General features: G+C 74.6%; 17 protein-coding genes. 5 read left to right on the forward strand and 12 right to left on the reverse strand.

Features of this window, described 5'->3' with window-relative positions:
- Nucleotides 1-4 precede the first annotated feature (4 nt).
- Both AC4MBH_RS00710 and AC4MBH_RS00715 read right to left on the reverse strand, forming a co-directional pair.
- The gene (locus AC4MBH_RS00710; RefSeq protein ID WP_491792405.1) at nt 5-898 is read right to left on the reverse strand and encodes an SGNH/GDSL hydrolase family protein; all 894 of its coding nucleotides are present in this window, start codon (nt 896-898) and stop codon (nt 5-7) included.
- Entirely contained in the window at nt 895-2,118 is a 1,224-nt protein-coding gene (locus AC4MBH_RS00715; RefSeq protein ID WP_491792406.1) for a PucR-like N-terminal domain-containing protein, read from the reverse strand. The genes AC4MBH_RS00710 and AC4MBH_RS00715 overlap by 4 nt, the downstream gene beginning before the upstream one ends.
- 87 nt (nt 2,119-2,205) lie before the next feature.
- On the opposite strand from AC4MBH_RS00715, the gene AC4MBH_RS00720 reads away from it, so the two are divergent.
- On the forward strand, nt 2,206-3,318 hold the full coding sequence (locus AC4MBH_RS00720) for a ferredoxin reductase (RefSeq protein ID WP_491792408.1): 1,113 nt from the start codon (nt 2,206-2,208) through the stop codon (nt 3,316-3,318).
- Between the two features lie 10 nt (nt 3,319-3,328).
- On the forward strand, nt 3,329-4,570 hold the full coding sequence (locus AC4MBH_RS00725) for a fatty acid desaturase family protein (RefSeq protein WP_491792409.1): 1,242 nt from the start codon (nt 3,329-3,331) through the stop codon (nt 4,568-4,570).
- Between the two features lie 17 nt (nt 4,571-4,587).
- Here AC4MBH_RS00725 and AC4MBH_RS00730 read toward each other — a convergent pair whose 3' ends face one another.
- Nucleotides 4,588-5,259 carry a response regulator gene (locus AC4MBH_RS00730; RefSeq protein WP_491793051.1) on the reverse strand — a complete coding sequence of 224 codons (672 nt, stop codon included), beginning with the start codon at nt 5,257-5,259 and terminating at the stop codon, nt 4,588-4,590.
- Nucleotides 5,259-6,521 (reverse strand): sensor histidine kinase, encoded by a 1,263-nt coding sequence (locus tag AC4MBH_RS00735; protein ID WP_491792410.1) that lies wholly within the window; start codon nt 6,519-6,521, stop codon nt 5,259-5,261. Before AC4MBH_RS00735 ends, AC4MBH_RS00730 begins: the two co-directional genes overlap by 1 nt.
- A 108-nt stretch (nt 6,522-6,629) precedes the next feature.
- Between AC4MBH_RS00735 and AC4MBH_RS00740 the strand changes: the two genes are divergently transcribed.
- Nucleotides 6,630-7,397 carry an ABC transporter ATP-binding protein gene (locus AC4MBH_RS00740; protein WP_491792411.1) on the forward strand — a complete coding sequence of 256 codons (768 nt, stop codon included), beginning with the start codon at nt 6,630-6,632 and terminating at the stop codon, nt 7,395-7,397.
- Nucleotides 7,394-9,238, forward strand: coding sequence for an FtsX-like permease family protein (locus AC4MBH_RS00745; protein WP_491792412.1), 1,845 nt, complete (start codon nt 7,394-7,396; stop codon nt 9,236-9,238). The genes AC4MBH_RS00740 and AC4MBH_RS00745 overlap by 4 nt, the downstream gene beginning before the upstream one ends.
- On the opposite strand, the gene pgm is transcribed toward AC4MBH_RS00745, so the two are convergent.
- The 6 genes from pgm to AC4MBH_RS00775 form a co-directional block, all read right to left on the reverse strand.
- On the reverse strand, nt 9,235-10,893 hold the full coding sequence (gene pgm / locus AC4MBH_RS00750; protein WP_491792413.1) for a phosphoglucomutase (alpha-D-glucose-1,6-bisphosphate-dependent): 1,659 nt from the start codon (nt 10,891-10,893) through the stop codon (nt 9,235-9,237). The genes AC4MBH_RS00745 and pgm overlap by 4 nt on opposite strands.
- Before the next feature lie 163 nt (nt 10,894-11,056).
- Complete coding sequence (locus AC4MBH_RS00755; protein ID WP_491792414.1) at nt 11,057-12,076, reverse strand: LLM class flavin-dependent oxidoreductase; 1,020 nt, start codon at nt 12,074-12,076, stop codon at nt 11,057-11,059.
- Between the two features lie 41 nt (nt 12,077-12,117).
- On the reverse strand, nt 12,118-13,059 hold the full coding sequence (locus AC4MBH_RS00760; RefSeq protein WP_491792415.1) for an oxidoreductase: 942 nt from the start codon (nt 13,057-13,059) through the stop codon (nt 12,118-12,120).
- Complete coding sequence (locus AC4MBH_RS00765; protein ID WP_491792416.1) at nt 13,056-13,871, reverse strand: maleylpyruvate isomerase family mycothiol-dependent enzyme; 816 nt, start codon at nt 13,869-13,871, stop codon at nt 13,056-13,058. Before AC4MBH_RS00765 ends, AC4MBH_RS00760 begins: the two co-directional genes overlap by 4 nt.
- A 37-nt stretch (nt 13,872-13,908) precedes the next feature.
- On the reverse strand, nt 13,909-14,496 hold the full coding sequence (locus AC4MBH_RS00770) for a DUF3824 domain-containing protein (RefSeq protein WP_491792417.1): 588 nt from the start codon (nt 14,494-14,496) through the stop codon (nt 13,909-13,911).
- Nucleotides 14,497-14,525: 29 nt separating this feature from the next.
- On the reverse strand, nt 14,526-15,125 hold the full coding sequence (locus AC4MBH_RS00775; RefSeq protein ID WP_491792418.1) for a LysE/ArgO family amino acid transporter: 600 nt from the start codon (nt 15,123-15,125) through the stop codon (nt 14,526-14,528).
- A 70-nt stretch (nt 15,126-15,195) separates the two neighbouring features.
- Between AC4MBH_RS00775 and AC4MBH_RS00780 the strand changes: the two genes are divergently transcribed.
- Nucleotides 15,196-16,071, forward strand: a complete 876-nt coding sequence (locus AC4MBH_RS00780) for a LysR family transcriptional regulator ArgP (RefSeq protein WP_491792419.1) — start codon at nt 15,196-15,198, stop codon at nt 16,069-16,071.
- A gap of 13 nt (nt 16,072-16,084) precedes the next feature.
- Here the strand turns inward: AC4MBH_RS00780 and AC4MBH_RS00785 are convergent, their stop codons facing one another.
- Both AC4MBH_RS00785 and AC4MBH_RS00790 read right to left on the reverse strand, forming a co-directional pair.
- Complete coding sequence (locus AC4MBH_RS00785) at nt 16,085-17,782, reverse strand: hypothetical protein (RefSeq protein WP_491792420.1); 1,698 nt, start codon at nt 17,780-17,782, stop codon at nt 16,085-16,087.
- A complete protein-coding gene (locus tag AC4MBH_RS00790; protein ID WP_491792421.1) occupies nt 17,775-18,281 on the reverse strand; it encodes a SigE family RNA polymerase sigma factor in 507 nt (168 codons plus the stop codon). The genes AC4MBH_RS00785 and AC4MBH_RS00790 overlap by 8 nt, the downstream gene beginning before the upstream one ends.
- Between the last annotated feature and the right edge of the window lie 11 nt (nt 18,282-18,292).

An 18,292-nucleotide genomic window follows, 5' to 3' on the forward strand; every position in this document is an offset into this window, starting at 1 on the left:
ACGCCTACAGCAAACCCGCGAGCATCCCGGCCACGGCCCGTTGCTCGGCCGCGAGCGGGTGGAACGGGATCGTGCCGTCGGGGGCGACGTCGGCCCCGTTGACCCAGGGGTCGTCGGAGCAGATGTCGTGGCCCCGGCTGGGCCCGGCCAGGTCGAGGAACTCGAGGTCGCGCTCGCCGGCCTGCTCCCGCAGCGCGTCGGAGAGGCCCTGGGTCACCTGGTTGACGAACGGGTAGTCGCGGGGCGCCAGCGGCACGCGGTCGGGGCAGGAACCCGACGGCGGCAGCAGTGTCGGGTAGCCGACGACGACGACCTGTGCGCCGGGGGCGGCCTCGACCACCGCGTCGAGGAGCTCGCCGATGTTGTCGGAGATCTGCGGGAGGGTCTCGCGGGTCTCGGGGCCGAGCCCGTCGCTGCAGGGCGTCCCTCCAGGACCGGCCGCGCCGAGGCAGGTGGTGAGCAGGTCGGTGAACAGGTCGAAGTCGTTGCCGCCGATCCCGAGCGTCACCAGCTCGGTCTCGGGACCGACCGAGGGGAGCTGGTCGGCCAGCACCGTCTCCGACGTCGCCCCGCTGCAGGTGACGTCGGTGACCGTGAGGTCCTCGGCCGCCGCGAGCAGCTGGGCGTAGTTGGCCCCGGAGCGGTAGCAGCCGTCGGCGGCGGACGTCGGTGGGACGCCGGGCGCGGCGGCGTAGGAGTCGCCGAGCGCGACGTACTGCGCACCGGCCTCCGGGGCGGAGGTGGCCTCGGACGTCGGCCCGGAGGTGGCCTCGGAGGTGGCCTCGGAGGTGGCCTCGGGGGTGGCCTCGGACGTCGACCCGGACGTCGGCTCGTCGCCGTCGGAGCAGGCGGTCAGGACGAGGGCGAGCGCAGCGGCGGCGCAGGCACGACGGATCACTCGGCCGAGGCTACGGGGGCGTCGTCCATCGGCACCGCGAGCGCCACGACGAGGGCGAGCACCGTCTCGGGGTCGTCGAGCGCGTCGCCGTAGGCCTCGCGCAGCTGGCCCATGCGGTAGCGCACGGTCTGGGGGTGCACGAACAGCGCCGCGGCGACGTCGTCGCGCCGGCCCTGCAGCAGCAGCCAGAGCCGCAGCGTCTCGGTGAGCTTGTCGACGGTGCCGGGGCGCAGGTCGGCGAGCGGCGCCAGCGCCCGGACGCGCAGGTCGGCCAGTGCCTCGGGGTCGGCGGTGAGCACCAGCCGCGGGAGGTGCTCCTCGGTGTCGTGGCCGAGCCCCAGGGCAGCCCCCCGCAGCGCCCGCTCGTACGACGTCCGCACCGACAGCCACGGCCGGCTCGGGCCGGCGGTGCCCCCGCGCTCGGCGACGGCGCGCAGCAGCCGGGCCCGGTCGCGCCCGTGCGCGTCGGGCACCAGCAGCAGGACGCCGTCGTCGAGGCCGGGCGGGTCGGCTGCCTGCAGGGTCGCGGCGGGGACCACGGCCAGCAGCGGCCGGACCTGCGCCTCGGGCACGACCACGGCGGTCAGCGTCGTCGGCTCGGCCCAGTCGGCGCGCTCGGCGGCGGCGCGCACGGTCTCCTCCGTCGCGCCGGTGACCAGGTGGTGGGCGAGCCGCTCGAGCCGCCGCTGGCGCACCCGGCCCGTGGTGGCCAGCTCGTCGGCGTGCCCGGCGACGCTGGCCGCGGAGAGCTCGTCGATGTAGGCGAAGACCAGCGCGGCGAACGACGCCAGCGTGGCGGCGTCGAGCCCGGCGCGCACCGCGCCCTGGGCCATCTGCTGCCACGAGACCCGCGCGCCGATCCGGTAGGCCGACAGCAGCGCGTCGGTCGACCGGCCGCTGCGGGCCTCGCCGCGCCCGAGCTGGTAGGCGCCGTCGACCGCGGGGGCGGCCGGCGTGCGCGGGTCGGCGCCGCGGCGGCCGCTCGCCAGCGACAGGAACCCGCCCAAGGCGATCTGCACGGCACTGCGGATCGTCTCGCCCATCTGGCCGTCGAAGGCCTCGGTGTAGGTGGGGACCTCCACGACGATCGCGCCGACCACCGCGTCGGCCACCCGGGGGAGGCTCTCGCGGATCTCGGTCACCACGGCCGCCGGCAGCACGACGCCGTGGGCGGCCGTCTGTCGCGGCAGTCGCGCGGCTCCGTGGCGCCGAGGGGGCATCTTTTTGTCTCCTGCGAACAAATGGGACGGGGATCTTCACGTGCTTACGACAGGATGTTATCGCCCGGAACCGACATACTGGAACCCATGACCAGCTCCGCGTTGTACGCCGCGCCCGCAGCCCGCCGTGGCCTGCGCCAGCGGCTCCGCCGCCTGGCCGATGCCGCCGTCACCCCTCTCGACCTCGACGACGTCCTCGACGTCTTCCACCCGCTGCGCTCCGGCACCGAGCTGCGCGGCCGGATCGTCGAGGTCCGCTCCGAGACCGCCGACTCCGCGACCCTGGTGGTCAAGCCGGGCAAGGACTGGGCCGGCCACGTGCCCGGCCAGTACGTCCGCGTCGGTGTCGACGTCGACGGCGTCCGGCTGTGGCGCACCTACTCGCTGACCCACGGCCCGCGTCCCGACGGCTGCATCTCGATCACGGTCAAGGCGATCCCCGACGGCGTCGTCTCCGGCTACCTCGTCCGCCGCGCCCGCGCGGGGCAGATGATCCAGCTCGCCCAGGCCGAGGGCGACTTCGTGCTGCCCGACCCGCTGCCGGCCAGGCTGCTGCTGGTCACCGCCGGCTCCGGCATCACCCCGGTGATCGGGATGCTGCGCAACCTCTACTCCCGCGCCACCGCCCCGGCCACCGACATCACCCTCGTCCACGTCAACGTCACCAAGGACAGTGCGATCTTCCGCGACGAGCTGCGCGCCCACGCCGCCGCCGGGCACCTCCGGCTCGTGGAGCGCTACGACGACCGCGACGGGATGCTCGACGTCGCCGAGCTGGCCAGCATCGTCCCCGACCTCGACGAGCGCCTCGCCTACGCGTGCGGGCCGGCCGGGCTGCTCGACGCGCTCGAGGCCCACCACGCCGAGCGCGGCCTCGCGCTGACCACCGAGCGGTTCCGGCCCGTCGTCCTCGGCGAGACCGGCGAGGGCGGCACCGTGTCGTTCGCCTCCGGCCAGGTCGTCGACGCCGACGGCGCCACCCCGATCCTCGACGCCGGCGAGTCCGTCGGCGTCCTGATGCCGAGCGGCTGCCGCATCGGCGTCTGCTTCGGCTGCGTCGTGCCGCTCCAGGCGGGCGCCGTCCGCGACCTGCGCAACGGTGCGATCACCGTCGCCGTCCCCGGCGAGACCGGACCCGAGGGCATCGCCATCCAGACCTGCATCAACGCCGCCGCCGGCCCCTGCACGATCAAGATCTGAGGAGATCGACATGACTGTCATCACCAAGCAGCCCGTCAACCCGACCGCGCACCTCACCCCCGAGGACGTCGAGCAGATCGGCGTCGAGCTCGACGCGATCCGCCAGGACGTGCTCGACTCGCGCGGCGCGAAGGACGCGGCGTACATCCGCAGGGTCGTCGACGTGCAGCGCAAGCTCGAGCTCGGCTCGCGCGCCGTCCTCCTCGGCTCGGCGCTGCCGCCGCTGTGGGTGCTGGGCACCGTCGGTCTCAGCGTCGCCAAGATCCTCGAGAACATGGAGATCGGGCACAACGTGATGCACGGCCAGTGGGACTGGATGCGTGACCCCAAGATCCACTCGACCACCTGGGAGTGGGACAACGCCTCGACCGCCGAGGGCTGGAAGCACAGCCACAACGAGGTCCACCACACCTACACCAACATCGTGGGCAAGGACAACGACCTCGGCTACGGCATCATGCGCATCGACGAGGACCAGCGCTGGCACCCCTTCCACCTCGGGCAGCCGCTGTGGAACTTCATCAACGCCTGCTTCTTCGAGTACGGCATCGCCGTCTACGACCTCGAGCTCGGCAAGAACCTCTCGGTGCCCAAGGAGAAGCGCTCCGAGGAGTTCAAGTCCAACGCCCGCAAGACCCTGGCCAAGATCCGCAAGCAGGCCACCAAGGACTACGTCGTCCACCCCGCGCTCGGCCTGCCGTTCGGCGCGGTCCTGCCCGTGCTCGCCGCCAACTTCACCGCCAACCTGGTGCGCAACCTGTGGTCGCACTCGGTGATCATGTGCGGCCACTTCCCCGAGGGTGTCGAGACCTTCGAGCGCAAGTCGATCCCGGCCGACGAGACCCGCGGCCAGTGGTACCTGCGCCAGATGCTCGGCTCGGCCAACATCTCCGGGTCCAAGGCGATGCACCTGATGACCGGCAACCTCAGCCACCAGATCGAGCACCACCTCTTCCCCGACCTGCCGAGCAGCCGCTACGCCGAGGTCGCCCCGCGGGTGAAGGACCTGTTCGACAAGTACGAGCTCAACTACCACTCCGCCCCGCTGCCGCAGCAGGTCGCCAGCGCCTGGCACCGCGTCGTGCGCCTCTCGCTGCCCAACGGCTTCCTGGCCACGACCACGCCGAAGAACCTCCCGGCGCAGGCCAAGCTGCTCTGGGCGATGTCGACCAAGGGGCCCAAGATCCGGCGCGCCGCCCAGGCCCGGCTGCAGCAGCTGGAGAAGCGCCAGAAGGCCGAGCAGGCCGCCTGAGCTCCGAGGCCTGAGGCCTAGCCGCGCAGGTACGCCAGCACCGCCGAGACCCGCCGGTCCGACGCCGGGTCGAGGCGGAGCTTGGCGAAGATGCTGCCGACGTGCTTGCGCACGGCGGCCTCGCTGACCATGAGCACCTCGGCGATCGAACCGTTGGTGCGGCCCTCGGCCATCAGCGCCAGCACCTCGCGCTCCCGGTCGGTGAGCGAGCCGAGCGGGCCGTCGTCGCGGCGGCGGCCGAGCAGCTGCCGGACCACCTCCGGGTCGATGACGGTCTCGCCGGCCGCCACCCGGTCGACGCTGGCCAGGAACTCCCGCACGTGGCCGACCCGGTCCTTGAGCAGGTAGCCGACGCCGGCGGACGGCTCCCCGGGTAGTGGCCCGGCGGTCGCGTCGAGCAGCTCGGGCACGTAGGCCTCGGCGACGTACGCCGAGAGCACCATGATCGCGGTGCCCGGCTGCTCGCGGCGGATCCGGGCGGCGGCGCGCAGCCCCTCGTCGGTGTGGGTCGGGGGCATCCGGATGTCGGTGACGACCAGGTCGGGGGCGTGCCGTGCCGTGAACGCCAGCAGCGCCTCGGCGTCCTCGACCGCGGCGACGACGTCGTGCCCGGCGCGCTCCAGGATCCCGACCAGCCCCTCGCGGAGCAGGGCGGCGTCCTCGGCCAGCACGATCCGCAACGGCCGCATCACGTGCTGCACGGGCACTCCATCCTGACCTCGGTGGGTCCGCCGGGCGGGCTGCTGACCCGCAGTCGCCCACCGAGGGCCTCGAGCCGGACGCCGAGCCCGGCGAGGCCGGTGCCGGCGCCGTCGAGGGACGCACCGCCCACGCCGTCGTCGACCACGGTGAGCACGAACATCCCCTCGCGCACCCACCCGTGCACGCCGACCCGCCGGGCCCGTGCGTGGCGCGCCACGTTGGTCAGCGCCTCGCTCACCACGAAGTACGCCGCCTGCTCCACCGGTGGCGGCAGCCGCTCGGCGAGCCGGACGTCGACCGAGACCGGCACCTCGGAGCGGTCGGCGAGCTCGCGCACCGCAGCGACCAGCCCGTGGTCGACGAGGACCCGGGGGTGGATGCCGCGGATCGTGCCGCGCAGGTCCTCCAGCGCCTGCTCGGCCTGGCGGTGCGCGTCGTGGACGGCGTCCAGCCCGGGCCCCTCGGCGACGTCGAGCTCGGCCCGGCCCAGGGTCATGGTCAGCGCGACGAGCCGCTGCTGGACACCGTCGTGCAGGTCGCGCTCGATCCGGCGCCGCTCGGTCTCGAAGGCGTCGACCAGGTCGACCCGCGACCGCCGGAGGTCGGCGACGGTCGCGGTCAGCGCGGCCTCGCGCGGGTCGAGCAGCAGCCGGGCCAGCGCACCCTGGGCGGACGCCGCGAGCGTGAGGAGGTACGCCGTCGCGGCCAGCGCCACGACCCCGACGAGCGTGGCCAGCCAGGCCTCCGGGCCCGGGCCGACGTGCCAGCCGAGCAGCGCCAGGTCGTCGACGGTGGTCAGCCACGGGGCCAGGAGCAGGACCGTCGGGAGCGTCAGCGCGAGCATCAGCAGCAGCAGGTCGAGGGGCCAGAGGACGACCGCGAGCAGGAAGGCGTAGCCGACCTCGGGCCACGACACGGGCAGCCGGCGGCCGGCCCGCCAGCGCTCGCGCCAGGACAGGCCGGAGGCGGGACGCGCCTGCACCAGGGCCAGGCGCCGCCGCTCCAGGACGCCGAGCAGCCCGGCGAGCAGCGGCACCGACCCCAGCACCACCACCCCGACCACGACCACGACGGTGAGCCCGCCGACCAGGACCGTGCAGAACAGCACGACCAGCACCGGCAGCCCGACCAGGACGCTGGTGACGAGGTAGCCCAGCGCGCGCCAGGGCCAGGACGAGGCGAGGAACCGCCAGGGCCGGTCGCGCAGCGCCGACCACGCGTCGGGCGCGTTCTGCATGCCGACGGCCACGGGTCCGAGGCTAGACGTTGGGAGGCACGCCCGGGGTAGCGCACGCGCTACCCCGACGTCGCGCGCGGGCCAGTGCCCGGGAGTGGGCGCGGCGGTTTCCTAGAAGGCATGAACCTCGCTGTCGCGCCCCTCGCCTCCCCGCCCGCCGCCCCGTCCGTCGCCGTCGCCCTCGACGGGGTCTCCCGCACCTACCGCTCGCGCGCCGGCGACGTCGACGCGCTGCGGGGGATCACCCACACCTTCCTGCGCGGCACCTTCACCGCCGTGATGGGCCCGTCCGGCTCCGGGAAGTCGACGCTGCTCCAGGTCGCGGCCGGTCTCGACCGGCCCACGCGCGGCGAGGTCGTCGTCGGGGACGTGCCGCTCGGGCGCCTCGGGGAGGCCGAGCTCACCCGGCTGCGACGTACGTCGATGGCGTTCGTCTTCCAGGCCTACAACCTGCTCGACGCGCTCACCGCCTTCGACAACGTCGCGCTGCCGGCCCGGCTCGCGGGGCGGCGGGTCGAGCGGGCCGCGGTGCTGGGCGCGCTGGCCCAGGTGGGCCTGGACGACAAGGCCCGGCGGCGGCCGCCGGAGCTGTCGGGCGGCCAGCAGCAGCGCGTGGCGATCGCCCGGGCCCTGCACCTGCGTCCCGACGTCCTGTTCGCCGACGAGCCGACGGGTGCGCTGGACCGGACGTCCGGTCGCAGGGTGCTCGAGCTGCTCCGCGAGGCCTCCGACACCTGGGGCCAGACGGTGGTGATGGTGACCCACGACCCGCTCGCGGCGTCGTACGCGCACAGCACGCTGTTCCTCGAGGACGGCGTCGTCGTCGGCCGGCTGGACCGCGCCGACGCCGCCGCCATCGCCGCCACGATGAACGACCTCGAGCGATGATGATGCTGCGGCTGAGCCGCCAGACGGTCCGCAGCTCGTGGCCGCCGTACGTCGGGGCGCTGGTCGCCCTCGCGCTCGGGGTGGCGCTGCTGACGATGTCGATCACGGTCGGGGTCGCGGTCGAGGACACCAGCCAGGAGGGCCGGGTGACCGAGGCCGAGCGCCTCGCGCTGGCCGACCTGACCAGCCTGTTCGGGATCATGTCGGGGGTCGCGGTGTTCATGGCGGTCTTCGTCGTGGGCAGCACCTTCGGCTTCGTCGTCGCCACCCGGCGCCGCGAGCTCGGGCTGCTGCGGCTGGTCGGTGCCACGCCGCGCCAGGTGCGGCGGATGGTGCAGGGCGAGTCGGCGATCGTGGCCGTCGTCGCCTCGGTCCTCGGTTGCTTGGTCGGCACGGTGGCCGCACCGGCGTTCGTGGCGCTCGTGCGGTCACAGGGGCTGGTCCCCGTCGACCTGACGATGCCCGCACCCTGGCTGCCCTGGTCGATCGCCGCCCCGAGCGGCGTCGTGGTCGCGCTGCTCGGCGCCCGGCGCTCGGCCAAGCGCGCCTCGCGGGTCTCACCGGTGGCCGCCTTCGCCGAGGCCGGGGTCGAGCGGCGCCGGCCGAGCGCCTGGCAGCTCGTGGTCGGCACCGTGTCCCTCGGTGGCTCGGCGGTCGCCCTCGTGGTGGTGCGGGAGGCCAGCCCGGTGTTCGCCCTGGTCAGCGCCGTCCTCGTCCCCGAGCTCGTCGTGCTCGGCCTCTACTGCCTCGGCGGCTGGATCTTCCCGGCGCTGGCCGGGCTCCTCGGCCGGCCCTTCGTCGGCCGCGACGTGTCCGCGCGGCTGGCCCGCGACCACGTGCGCACCGCGGTGCGCACGCCGGTCGCGCTGGCGGCGCCGATCCTGGCGATCTCGGCCGTGGCCGGGTCGATGATCCTGACCCTGAGCCTCACCGCCGACTGGGTGGTCGGCCTCGACCGCGAGCGGCTGGCGGCGCCATACGTCGTGGACGCCGGGGGCGACCCGGCGGTCGGCGACCGGCTGGCCGGGCTGCCGCTCGTGGACGCGCGCGTCACGGTCTCGATGCCCGTGGGTGCGGAGCAGATCGAGGAGGTCGTCGAGGTCGTCGACCCGGACACCGCCGGGCCCGCCCGCGGGCTCGTCGCCGTGCGCGGCGACCTCGCCGGGCTCGACCGTGGCGTCGCCGTCACCGAGAGCTGGAGGACGGACGCCGGCGTCGACCTCGGCGACCGGCTGCTCGGTGGCCGCGTGGTCGCGGTCGTCCCCGACGCGCCCGACCTCTACGCCGACATCCTCGTCGGGCGTGCCCTGGTCCCCGAGGGGCTGCGCGACACCGTGCCCGAGGCGTACTTCGTCGACCCCGGCGCCGACGACCTCACGGCACTGCTGGCCGGCACCGACGCCCGGGCGCTGACGGCCGACGCCTGGATCGACGAGCGCGACGCCGAGACCCGGGCGAGCAACGACCTGGGGCTGTGGGTGCTGCTCGGCCCGGCCGGGCTGTACGCCGCGATCGCCATCGTGAACTCGGTGCTCGTCGGGGCGTCCCAACGCCGCGCCCAGCTGCGCACGGTCGCACTGCTGGGCGCGAGCCGCGAGCAGCTGCGGCGCATGGCGCTGTGGGAGGCCGGGTTGGTGGGTGCCGCGGCGCTGCTCGTCGGCGGTGCGATCACCGCCGTGGTCGGCTGGACGGTCCGGTCGGCCACCTCGGCCGACGTGGCCGAGCAGCCGTTCACCGTGCCCTGGCTGCCGCTCGGCGCGATCGTCGCGACCTGCGTGGCGCTCACGCTGGTGGCCGCCCTGGTCGGGTCGCGCCGGGCTGTCGCCCCCGCGGGTGCCTAGCCGTCCTGGCCGGCGGCGAGGGCGGCGCCGACGACCTCGCGGGCGGCGTCCTGCACCTCGGCGAGGTGGTCCGGGCCGCGGAACGACTCGGCGTAGATCTTGTAGACGTCCTCGGTGCCGGAGGGACGGGCGGCGAACCACGCGGACTCCGTGGTGACCTTGAGCCCGCCGATGCGGGCGCCGTTGCCGGGGGCCTCGGTGAGCTTGGCCGTGACCGGCTCGCCGGCGAGGGAGGTGGCGGTGACGGCGTCGGCGGACAGGGCGGCCAGCGCCGCCTTCTGCTCGCGGGTGGCCGGCGCGTCGATCCGGGCGTACGCCGGCTCGCCGTGCTGGGCGACCAGGTCGGCGTAGTGCTCGCTCGGCGTCCGGCCGGTCATGGCCAGGACCTCCGAGGCGAGCAGGCAGAGCAGCAGGCCGTCCTTGTCGGTGGTCCAGGTGGAGCCGTCGGTGCGCAGGAACGACGCGCCGGCCGACTCCTCGCCGCCGAACCCGAACGACCCGTCGATCAGGCCGGGGACGAACCACTTGAACCCGACCGGCACCTCGACCATCGGGGTGCCGAGGCCGGCGGCGACCCGGTCGATCATCGACGACGAGACCAGGGTCTTGCCGATCCGGGCGCCGGCCGGCCACCCGGGACGGGCGCCGCCGAACAGGTACTGGATCGCGACGGCCAGGAAGTGGTTGGGGTTCATCAGCCCCGCGTCGGGGGTGACGATGCCGTGCCGGTCGGCGTCGGCGTCGTTGCCGGTGGCGATGTCGAACTCGGTGCGCCGGGCCACCAGCGAGGCCATCGCGTCGGGGGAGGAGCAGTCCATCCGGATCTTGCCGTCCCAGTCGAGCGTCATGAAGCGCCAGGTCGCGTCGACCAGCGGGTTGACCACGGTCAGGTCGATCCCGTGCCGGTCGGCGATCTCGCCCCAGTAGTGCACCGACGCCCCGCCCAGCGGGTCGGCGCCGATCCGCACCCCGGCGTCCCTGATCGCGGCGAGGTCGACCACCGACGGGAGGTCGTCGACGTAGGAGCCGAGGAAGTCGTAGGACTCCGCAGCCCGACGGGCGCGCGTGAACGGCGTGCGGCGCACGCCGTCGAGCCCCGCGCGGATGAGCTCGTTGGCCCGCGCGGCGATCACCGACGTCGCGTCGGAGTCGGCGGGCCCGCCGTGGGGCGGGTTGTACTTGAAGCCGCCGTCGGCCGGCGGGTTGTGTGACGGCGTCACCACGATCCCGTCGGCCAGCCCGGAGGTCTTCCCGGCGTTGGCCCGGATGATCGCGTGCGAGACCGCCGGGGTCGGGGTGTAGGCGTCGCGCGAGTCGACCAGCACCGTCACGTCGTTGGCCGCCAGCACCTCCAGCGCCGTCGCCCAGGCCGGCTCGGAGAGCCCGTGGGTGTCGCGGCCGATGAACAGCGGCCCGTCGTAGCCCTGCTGCGCGCGGTAGTCACAGATCGCCTGGGTGGTGGCGAGGATGTGGGTCTCGTTGAACGACGTGCGCAACGACGAGCCGCGGTGGCCGCTGGTGCCGAACGCGACCTGTTGGTCGACCCAGTCCTCGCCCCCCGGATCGGGGACGCCAGTGTAGTACGCCGTCACCAGGTGGGCGACGTCGACCAGGTCGGCGGGGTCGGCGGGCTGTCCAGCGCGGGGGTCGGCCATGGCCGCCATCGAACCACCTCCGGGTCACGGTGTCGGCACGACCTCGCCCCCGTGAGGGCCGCGTGGTCTCGAGACAGGCGCTGGCGCGCCTCCCTCGACCACCGTCAGCCACGGTGGTCGAGGAGGTTCCGCTAGGAACCGTCTCGAGACCACCGCCCCACGCTCAGCGCCAACCCAGCGCCGGCGCGACGTGCTCGACCACCGACTCCAGCACGTGCGCGTTGTAGTCGACGCCGAGCTGGTTGGGGATGGTGAGCAGGAGGGTGTCGGCGACGGCGATGGCCTCGTCCTCGGCGAGGGCGGCGACGAGCTGGTCGGGCTCGCCGGCGTAGGTCTTGCCGAAGCGGGCGGTGCCGCCGTCGATGATCCCCACCTGGTCCTGGCTGCGCGACTCGCCGCCGAAGTAGGCGCGGTCGAGGTCGTTGACGATCGGGAAGACGCTGCGGCTGACCGAGACCCGCGGCTCCCGGTCGTGACCCGCGGCGGTCCACGCGGAGCGGAACCTCGCGATCTGCTCGGCCTGCAGCTGGTGGAACGGCACGCCGGTGTCCTCGCCGAGCAGGGTCGAGCTCATCAGGTTCATGCCCTGCTCGGCGGTCCACTCGGCGGTCGCGCGGGTGCCGGCGCCCCACCAGATCCGCTCGCGCAGGCCTGGGGACTGCGGCTCGAGCCGCAGCAGGCCCGGCGGGTTGGGGAACATCGGCCGCGGGTTGGGCTCGGCGAAGCCCTCGCCGCGCAGCGCCTCGAGCAGCACCCGGGTGTGCTCGCGGGCCATGTCGGCGTGGTCGGTGCCCTCGGCGGGCTGGTAGCCGAAGTAGCGGTAGCCGTCGATGACCTGCTCCGGTGACCCGCGGCTGATGCCGAGCTGCAGCCGTCCGCCCGAGATCAGGTCGGCCGCGCCGGCGGTCTCGGCCATGTAGAGCGGGTTCTCGTAGCGCATGTCGATGACGCCGGTGCCGATCTCGATCCGGCTGGTCCGGGCACCGATCGCCGCCAGCAGCGGGAACGGCGAGGCGAGCTGGCGGGCGAAGTGGTGCACCCGGTAGTAGGCGCCGTCGACGCCGAGCTCCTCCGCCGCGACCGCGAGGTCGATCGACTGGAGCAGCGCGTCGGACGCCGTGCGCACCTGGGAGTGCGGCGAGGGAGTCCAGTGGCCGAAGTTGAGGAACCCGATCTTCTTCATGACCCTCCCAACCTAGTTGACGGATCAACCATTCCCGGCGGTCAGGGGTAGGAGATGCCGGTGGTCCGCTCGCTCAGCTCCCACAGCGCCCGGGCGGCGTCCGGGTCGCGGGAGGCGCGGGTGCCGGTGGTGACCTGCGGCAGTCCGCCCATCTCGCCGGGCCCGCTGGGGCCCACCAGCGAGCCACCGGGCAGGTCGGCCGTCGCCGCCATCAGGCTCGGCCAGGCGCCGTGGGCCGCGGGCTGCGACACGGCCCTGATCCCGGCGTCGAGCACCGAGGCGACGCCGCCGGAGGAGCGGCCGTACTGGCCGTTGGCCGCGAGGTGGGTGCCGGCGAAGCCGGGGTGCGCCGCCAGCGCCTTGACCGGTACGCCGGCCTCGCGGCACCGGCGGTCGAGCTCGAGGGTGAACAGCAGGTTGGCCAGCTTGGACTGGCCGTAGACCCGCCACTTCCGGTAGGGCCCGCGCCCGGCGGCGGTCGGGTCGCCGAGCGGCGCGCGGCCGGCGTAGCGGTGGTAGACCGACGACACCGTGACCACGGTGGCCGCGCCGCTCGTGACGAGCTGGGGCAGCAGCAGGCCGGTCAGTAGGAAGGGGCCGAAGTGGTTGGTGGCCAGCTGCAGGTCGAGACCGTCGGTGGTGCGACGCCGCGCGGTGCCCATCACGCCGGCGTTGTTGACCAGGACGTCGATCGCGCCCAGGCGGGCGGCGGCCGCGCCCGCGCTGCGGACCGAGTCGAGGTCGGAGAGGTCGACGACGAGCTGCTCGACCTGCGCGGCCGGCACCTCGGCCGTGATCGCCTCGGTCGTCTCGTCGAGCTTGGCCACGGTGCGTCCGGCCAGGACCACCCGTGCGCCTCGGCGCGCGAGCTCGAGCGCGGTGTGGTGGCCGAGCCCGCCGATCGAGGGACCGGTGACGACGGCGGTCCGCCCGGCCTGGTCGGGGATGTCGGCCACGGTCCAGGGGTCGACCGGGGCGGTCACGGCGTGGTCGCCATCGCCGCGACGACGCGCTCACCCAGGGCGGTGTCGCCCTCGACGACCACCGACCCCGGTGGCGGCGTACGACGGCCGCCGGCGAGCAGCACGAACGACTCGCGGTCGGTGCGCACGGTGAGCGTCGGGTCGGCCGGGACGTCGGGGAGCCGCTCGCCGCGCCCGGCGTCGTTGACCGAGAACGCGAGGGTCGGGCTGCCCGCGACGTCGAGGACGGCCGTGGTGCCGGCGGGGGCGCCGGCCTTCTTGGCCACCACGAAGCCGAAGCTCTCGGTGAGGTAGTCGGCGGTGTGCCGGGCGGGACGCGAGTCGAGGCCGCCGGGCAGCCCGACGGCGCGGCGTACGTCCTGCTCGTGCATCCAGACGTCGAGGGGGCGGTTGCGCAGCAGCACCTCCCACGTCCACGGGACCCCGCCGAAGATGACCGGGGGCCGGCCGGCCGGGTCGGTGGGCGGGTCGGCGACCAGCTGCTCGTGGCGCCTCGTGGTGACCTCCCGGATCTCGGCGACGATCTGGGCGGGGGAGTGGTCGCGGCGGTTGTGCACCCCGATCTCGGTGTAGAGCCCCATCAGGCCGGTGACGTGCGCCGGCTCGCCGACCTCGGCCGTCTCCTCCGGGTTGCCGGCCAGCACGCCCTCCAGGTGGGCGGTGTGGGCGGCGCACGCCCGGACGTCCCAGCCCGGCAGGTCGGTGGGGGACGCCCACTGCGCGTCGGGCACCTGCTCGAGCACCGCGACCAGGTCCTGCACCGCCTGCCACCAGGTCTCGACGTAGCCCGCCAGTCTCTCCGCGTCGGTCATGCGGGTGACTCTAGGGCGGTGGCGGGGAGCGGTGGCGTCACTCCGACCAGGACGAGTCGTAGACCTCGATCTCGTCGAACCCGGTGACGTCCTCGTCGTAGGTGGAGCACTCGAGGGTCACGCTCCGGCCGTGCGCCACGCGCACCCCGCCCCGGCAGTCGACGGTCGCCAGCTGCTCGTTGCCCTGGTACAAGCGGAAGCTCACGCTGGTCGACTCGGAGTCCTCGTCGTCCCGGTTGTTGGTGGCGCGGACGCCGGTGATCTCGACGCTCCCGTCGGGGGCCGTCGTGACCGTCCAGCCCTCGTCGTAGTCGAAGCCGCGGATCTCGAACGCCGCGCCCTCGGCGACCGTGAGCGGGTCGTCCTCCGAGCCGGGGTAGTCGTTGTCGAACGAGCTGTCGATGTTGGAGACGCCCCAGACGAAGAACGCGAGGATCCCGCCGCACACGAGGAGGATGGTGCCCCCGACGGCGAGCAGGACGTTGCGCGTCGTGTGGTCCTGCCGTTGCGGGTAGGCCTGGTAGGGGTTGGGGTAGCCACCCGGTGAGTACGGCGTGTAGGGCTGGTAGGGCTGGGAGGGGTGCTGCTTCGGGTCCTCGGAGCCGTACGGCGGTTGCTGCGACATGTGCGCATTGTTGCCTCCCGAGGCGCGGCTCAACCCCCGAGTGCCAGGCCCGTCGCGATCGCCAGCATGGTCAGCCCGATCACGACGTCGAGCACCCGCCAGGCGCGGGGGGTCGAGAGGGCGCGGTGGGCCAGCCGGGCGCCGTAGCCCAGGCCGGTGAACCAGATGATGCTGCCGGCCCCGGCACCCGCTGCGAACCACCAGCGCGAGTCGTGGGTGCTGGCGATCGAGCCGAGCAGCAGCACGGTGTCGAGGTAGACGTGCGGGTTGAGCCAGGTGAGGGCGAACGCCGTCCGCAGCGCCCGGCCGAGGGTCGCGGAGTCACCGGTGGCCGCCTGCAGCGACTCGGCGCGACGCGCCCGCAGCAGCGCCATGACGCCGTACCAGGCCAGGAACGCGACGCCGACCCACCGCACGACGTCGATCACCCACCCGGCGCGCTCGATGATCGTGCCGATGCCCGCGACGCCGCCGACGATGAGCACCAGGTCGCTGATCGCGCACACCGCGACCACCGGACCGACGTGCCGACGGGCGAGCCCCTGGCGCAGCACGAAGGCGTTCTGGGCGCCGATCGCGATGATCAGGGTGAGGCCGGTGAGCAGGCCGGCGGCGGCGGAGGTGAGCACGGGACGACGGTAGGCGCCTCGGTGGGGTTCAGGCCAGCGCAACTATCTGCACAGCGTTTAGCATTGCTTCATGCAGCCCGACCAGCTCGCCGCCCTCGCCGCGATCGTGGAGCACGGCACCTTCGAGGCCGCCGCGCGGCACCTGCACGTGACCACCAGTGCGGTGAGCCAGCGCATCCGTGCCCTGGAGTCGGCCGCCGGGCAGGTGCTCGTACGCCGGTCGACCCCGTGCGTGCCGACCCCGGCGGGCGAGCGGCTGGTCCGGCTGGCGCGGCAGTGGGCGCTGGTGCGCGACGAGGCGAGCGCCGAGCTCGACGTCGCCACCCGCGCGGTGCTCGACCTCCCGGTCGCCGTCAACGCCGACTCGCTGGCGACCTGGTTCCGTGGCGTGCTGGCCCAGGTGGCCGCCTGGGACGGCGTCACGCTGCGCCTGCACGTCGAGGACCAGGCCTGGTCGGCCGACCTGCTCCGGCGGGGCGACGTGCTGGCAGCGGTCACCTCCGACCCGGTCGCGGTGCAGGGCTGCTCCGTCGAGCCGCTCGGGTCGATGCGCTACCGGCCGGCCGCGACGCCCGGCTTCGCCGACCGGTGGCGGCAGGGACGCGGCTACGACTGGGCGCGGATGCCGGTGGTCGTCTTCAACGACAAGGACGCGCTCCAGCACGACCTGCTGGTGGCCCGGGGCCTCGGGCCGCCGCCCGCCGTGCACCGGGTGCCGACGTCCGCCGACTTCCACGAGGCGGTCCGCCTCGGCCTCGGCTGGGGGCTGCTGCCCTCCCCCCAGCTCGACCCCGACCTGGCCTCGGGTGCGCTCGTGCTCCTGTCGGCACGTGACCACGTCGACGTACCGCTGTTCTGGCAGCGGTGGCGGCTCGACTCCCCGACGCTGGCGCGGCTGAGCGAGGCCGTGCGTGCGGACGCCCGGGTGCTGCAGCGGCCGCGCTGAGCCCGGGCGGTCCTCACGCGAGGCGCAGGATCCGGTAGGGCTCGTCCGACGAGTCGCGCACCACGACGAAAGTGACCTCCCGGGCCGCGCCCTCGCCCTCCCGGTAGGTGCCCGTCACCGCCGCGGCGTCGCGCCAGGCCTCGACCTCGACGGCCACGGCGTCGAGGAGCTCGAACCGGACCCGCGTGCCGGGCGGGGCGATGCCGGCGTCGTCGGGATCGAGCCACAGGGCGCGCGCCTCGTCGTGCAGGCCGAGGTGGTGCAGGTCGACGTACGCCGGCACCAGCGCCTCGGGGGAGGTCTCGGCGCTCACCCGGGGCGGCGGGTCGCCACCGGCCTCGTCCTGGAGCCGCTCGAGGACCTGGTGGGCCTCGGTGCTGCGCGGCACGAAGGTGTCGCCGACGACCCAGGTGCCGCAGTAGTCGCGCAGGACCACCCGGTCGCCCCACGCGGTGGTGCCGATGAGGGAGATCGCCGGGGGGAAGCCGCAGCCGCCCATCGGCCGGTCGCGGCTGCCCTCCCGGTCGAGGTCGGCGAGCAGCACCTGCAGCTCCTCGGGGCTGACCGGCACCGACCGGTCGGGTCGGGGCCGGTCGGGCTCGTACTGGACGCAGAGGACGGCGTCGGTCATCTCGGTGACCTCGCCGACGACCGACTCGCCCTCCTCGTCGCCGGGGCACGTGGGCGTGGGGGCGTCGTGGAGGACGTCGAGCGGCTCGCGCTGCGCGCGGAGCAGGTCGACGTAGGCATCGAGCACCCGCTGGGGGTCCTCCCGCATGACGCCGCCGACCGTGAGCGCGCGGCACCCGCGCAGCTCGCCGGTGACGGTCTGCGTGGCGCCGCCGGGGTAGCCGAGGACGAGGGAGTACCCCAGGCCGCCGTCGCGCAGACAGCTCGTGCCCTCGCGCACCGGGGCGCCGTTGACCAGCGCGACGAGGTCGTCGACGTCGGTCCTCAGCGCGTCGAGGGGGGCGTGGACCGGGAGGCCCGGACCCTGGCAGAGCCGCGCGACGACCGCCCCGGCCGCGACCTCGGGCGGCCCGGTGAGCGCGTCGGCCCGGCTGTCGACGGGGCAGGTGGGATCCGCCGACCTGGCCTCGGAGCCCCGCGCCGTGGCGAGGGTGGTCTCGAGGAGCGCGTCGGCCCCTCGCCGCTCGAGGCCGCCGACGGTGACGACGGCGCAACCGCTGGTGTCGCCGTGCACGGTCTGCGCCGAGCCGTCCGCGAGGGCGAAGACGATCACGTACGGGCGGGGGGCCTCCTGCGTGCACACAATCCCGACAGGGAGCGGGTCGAGGCGGTCGACCTGCTCGGCGAGGTCGGCCGCGTCGCTGGCGCCGATGACCACGTCGGGCGCGACGAACCCGGACGCCGGTCCCGAGCAGAGCCGGGCGCCGACCACGTCGTCGCCGACCTCGGTGGGTCCGTCCTGCGCGACGTCGACCCGCACGGCCGGGCAGACCGGCTCGGCGGCGCGGCCCGCCGGGCTCGACGGGGAGTGTGGCCCGGGCACGCCGCCCTCACCGCCCACGAAGCCGGGCACCACCGCGACGGCGGCCACCGCGGCCGCGGCGGCCAGCACCGTTCCGGCCGTACGCCGCCGGCGCGAGCGCTGCGCGCGGGCGCGGGCACCCGCGGCGCGATCGGGCGTGGGCGGCGGGGCCGGCACGACGTCGGCGAAGGTCTCGCGCCAGGCGTCCTCGTCAGTCATCGAGATCCTCCGGTCGCAGCAGCGGTGAGTCGCGGAGGGAGGTCAGGCCGCGGGACGCCTGGCTCTTGACGGTGCCGACCGAGATGCCGAGCAGGTCAGCGGTCTGGCGCTCGGTGAGGTCCTCGAAGTAGCGCAGCACGAGGACCGCCCGCTGGCCCCGCGGCAGCCTTGCCAGGGCGGCCAGCAGGTCGTGGCGCAGGCCCGGGTCCCCCACGGCGACGGCCGGCTCCGGCAGCGATGCGGCCGGACGCTCGCCGTTCCACCTGCGCCGCCACCACGCGACGTACGTCGTGAACAGGGTGCGCCGCACGTAGGCCTCGAACCCGCTCGGGCCGACCCGGTCGTAGGCGCGGTAGCACTTGGCGAGCGCGGTCTGCACGAGGTCCTCGGCCAGCTGGGCGTCACCGGTCAGCAGCCAGGCGGAGCGCCACAGGGCGTCGCCGCGGGCGTGCACGAACGCGTCGAAGCCGTCGACCCGCTCGGCCGGTTCGTCGCGCACCCGCACAGCCT

It is taken from the genome of Nocardioides sp. WJ219, assembly GCF_058559815.1.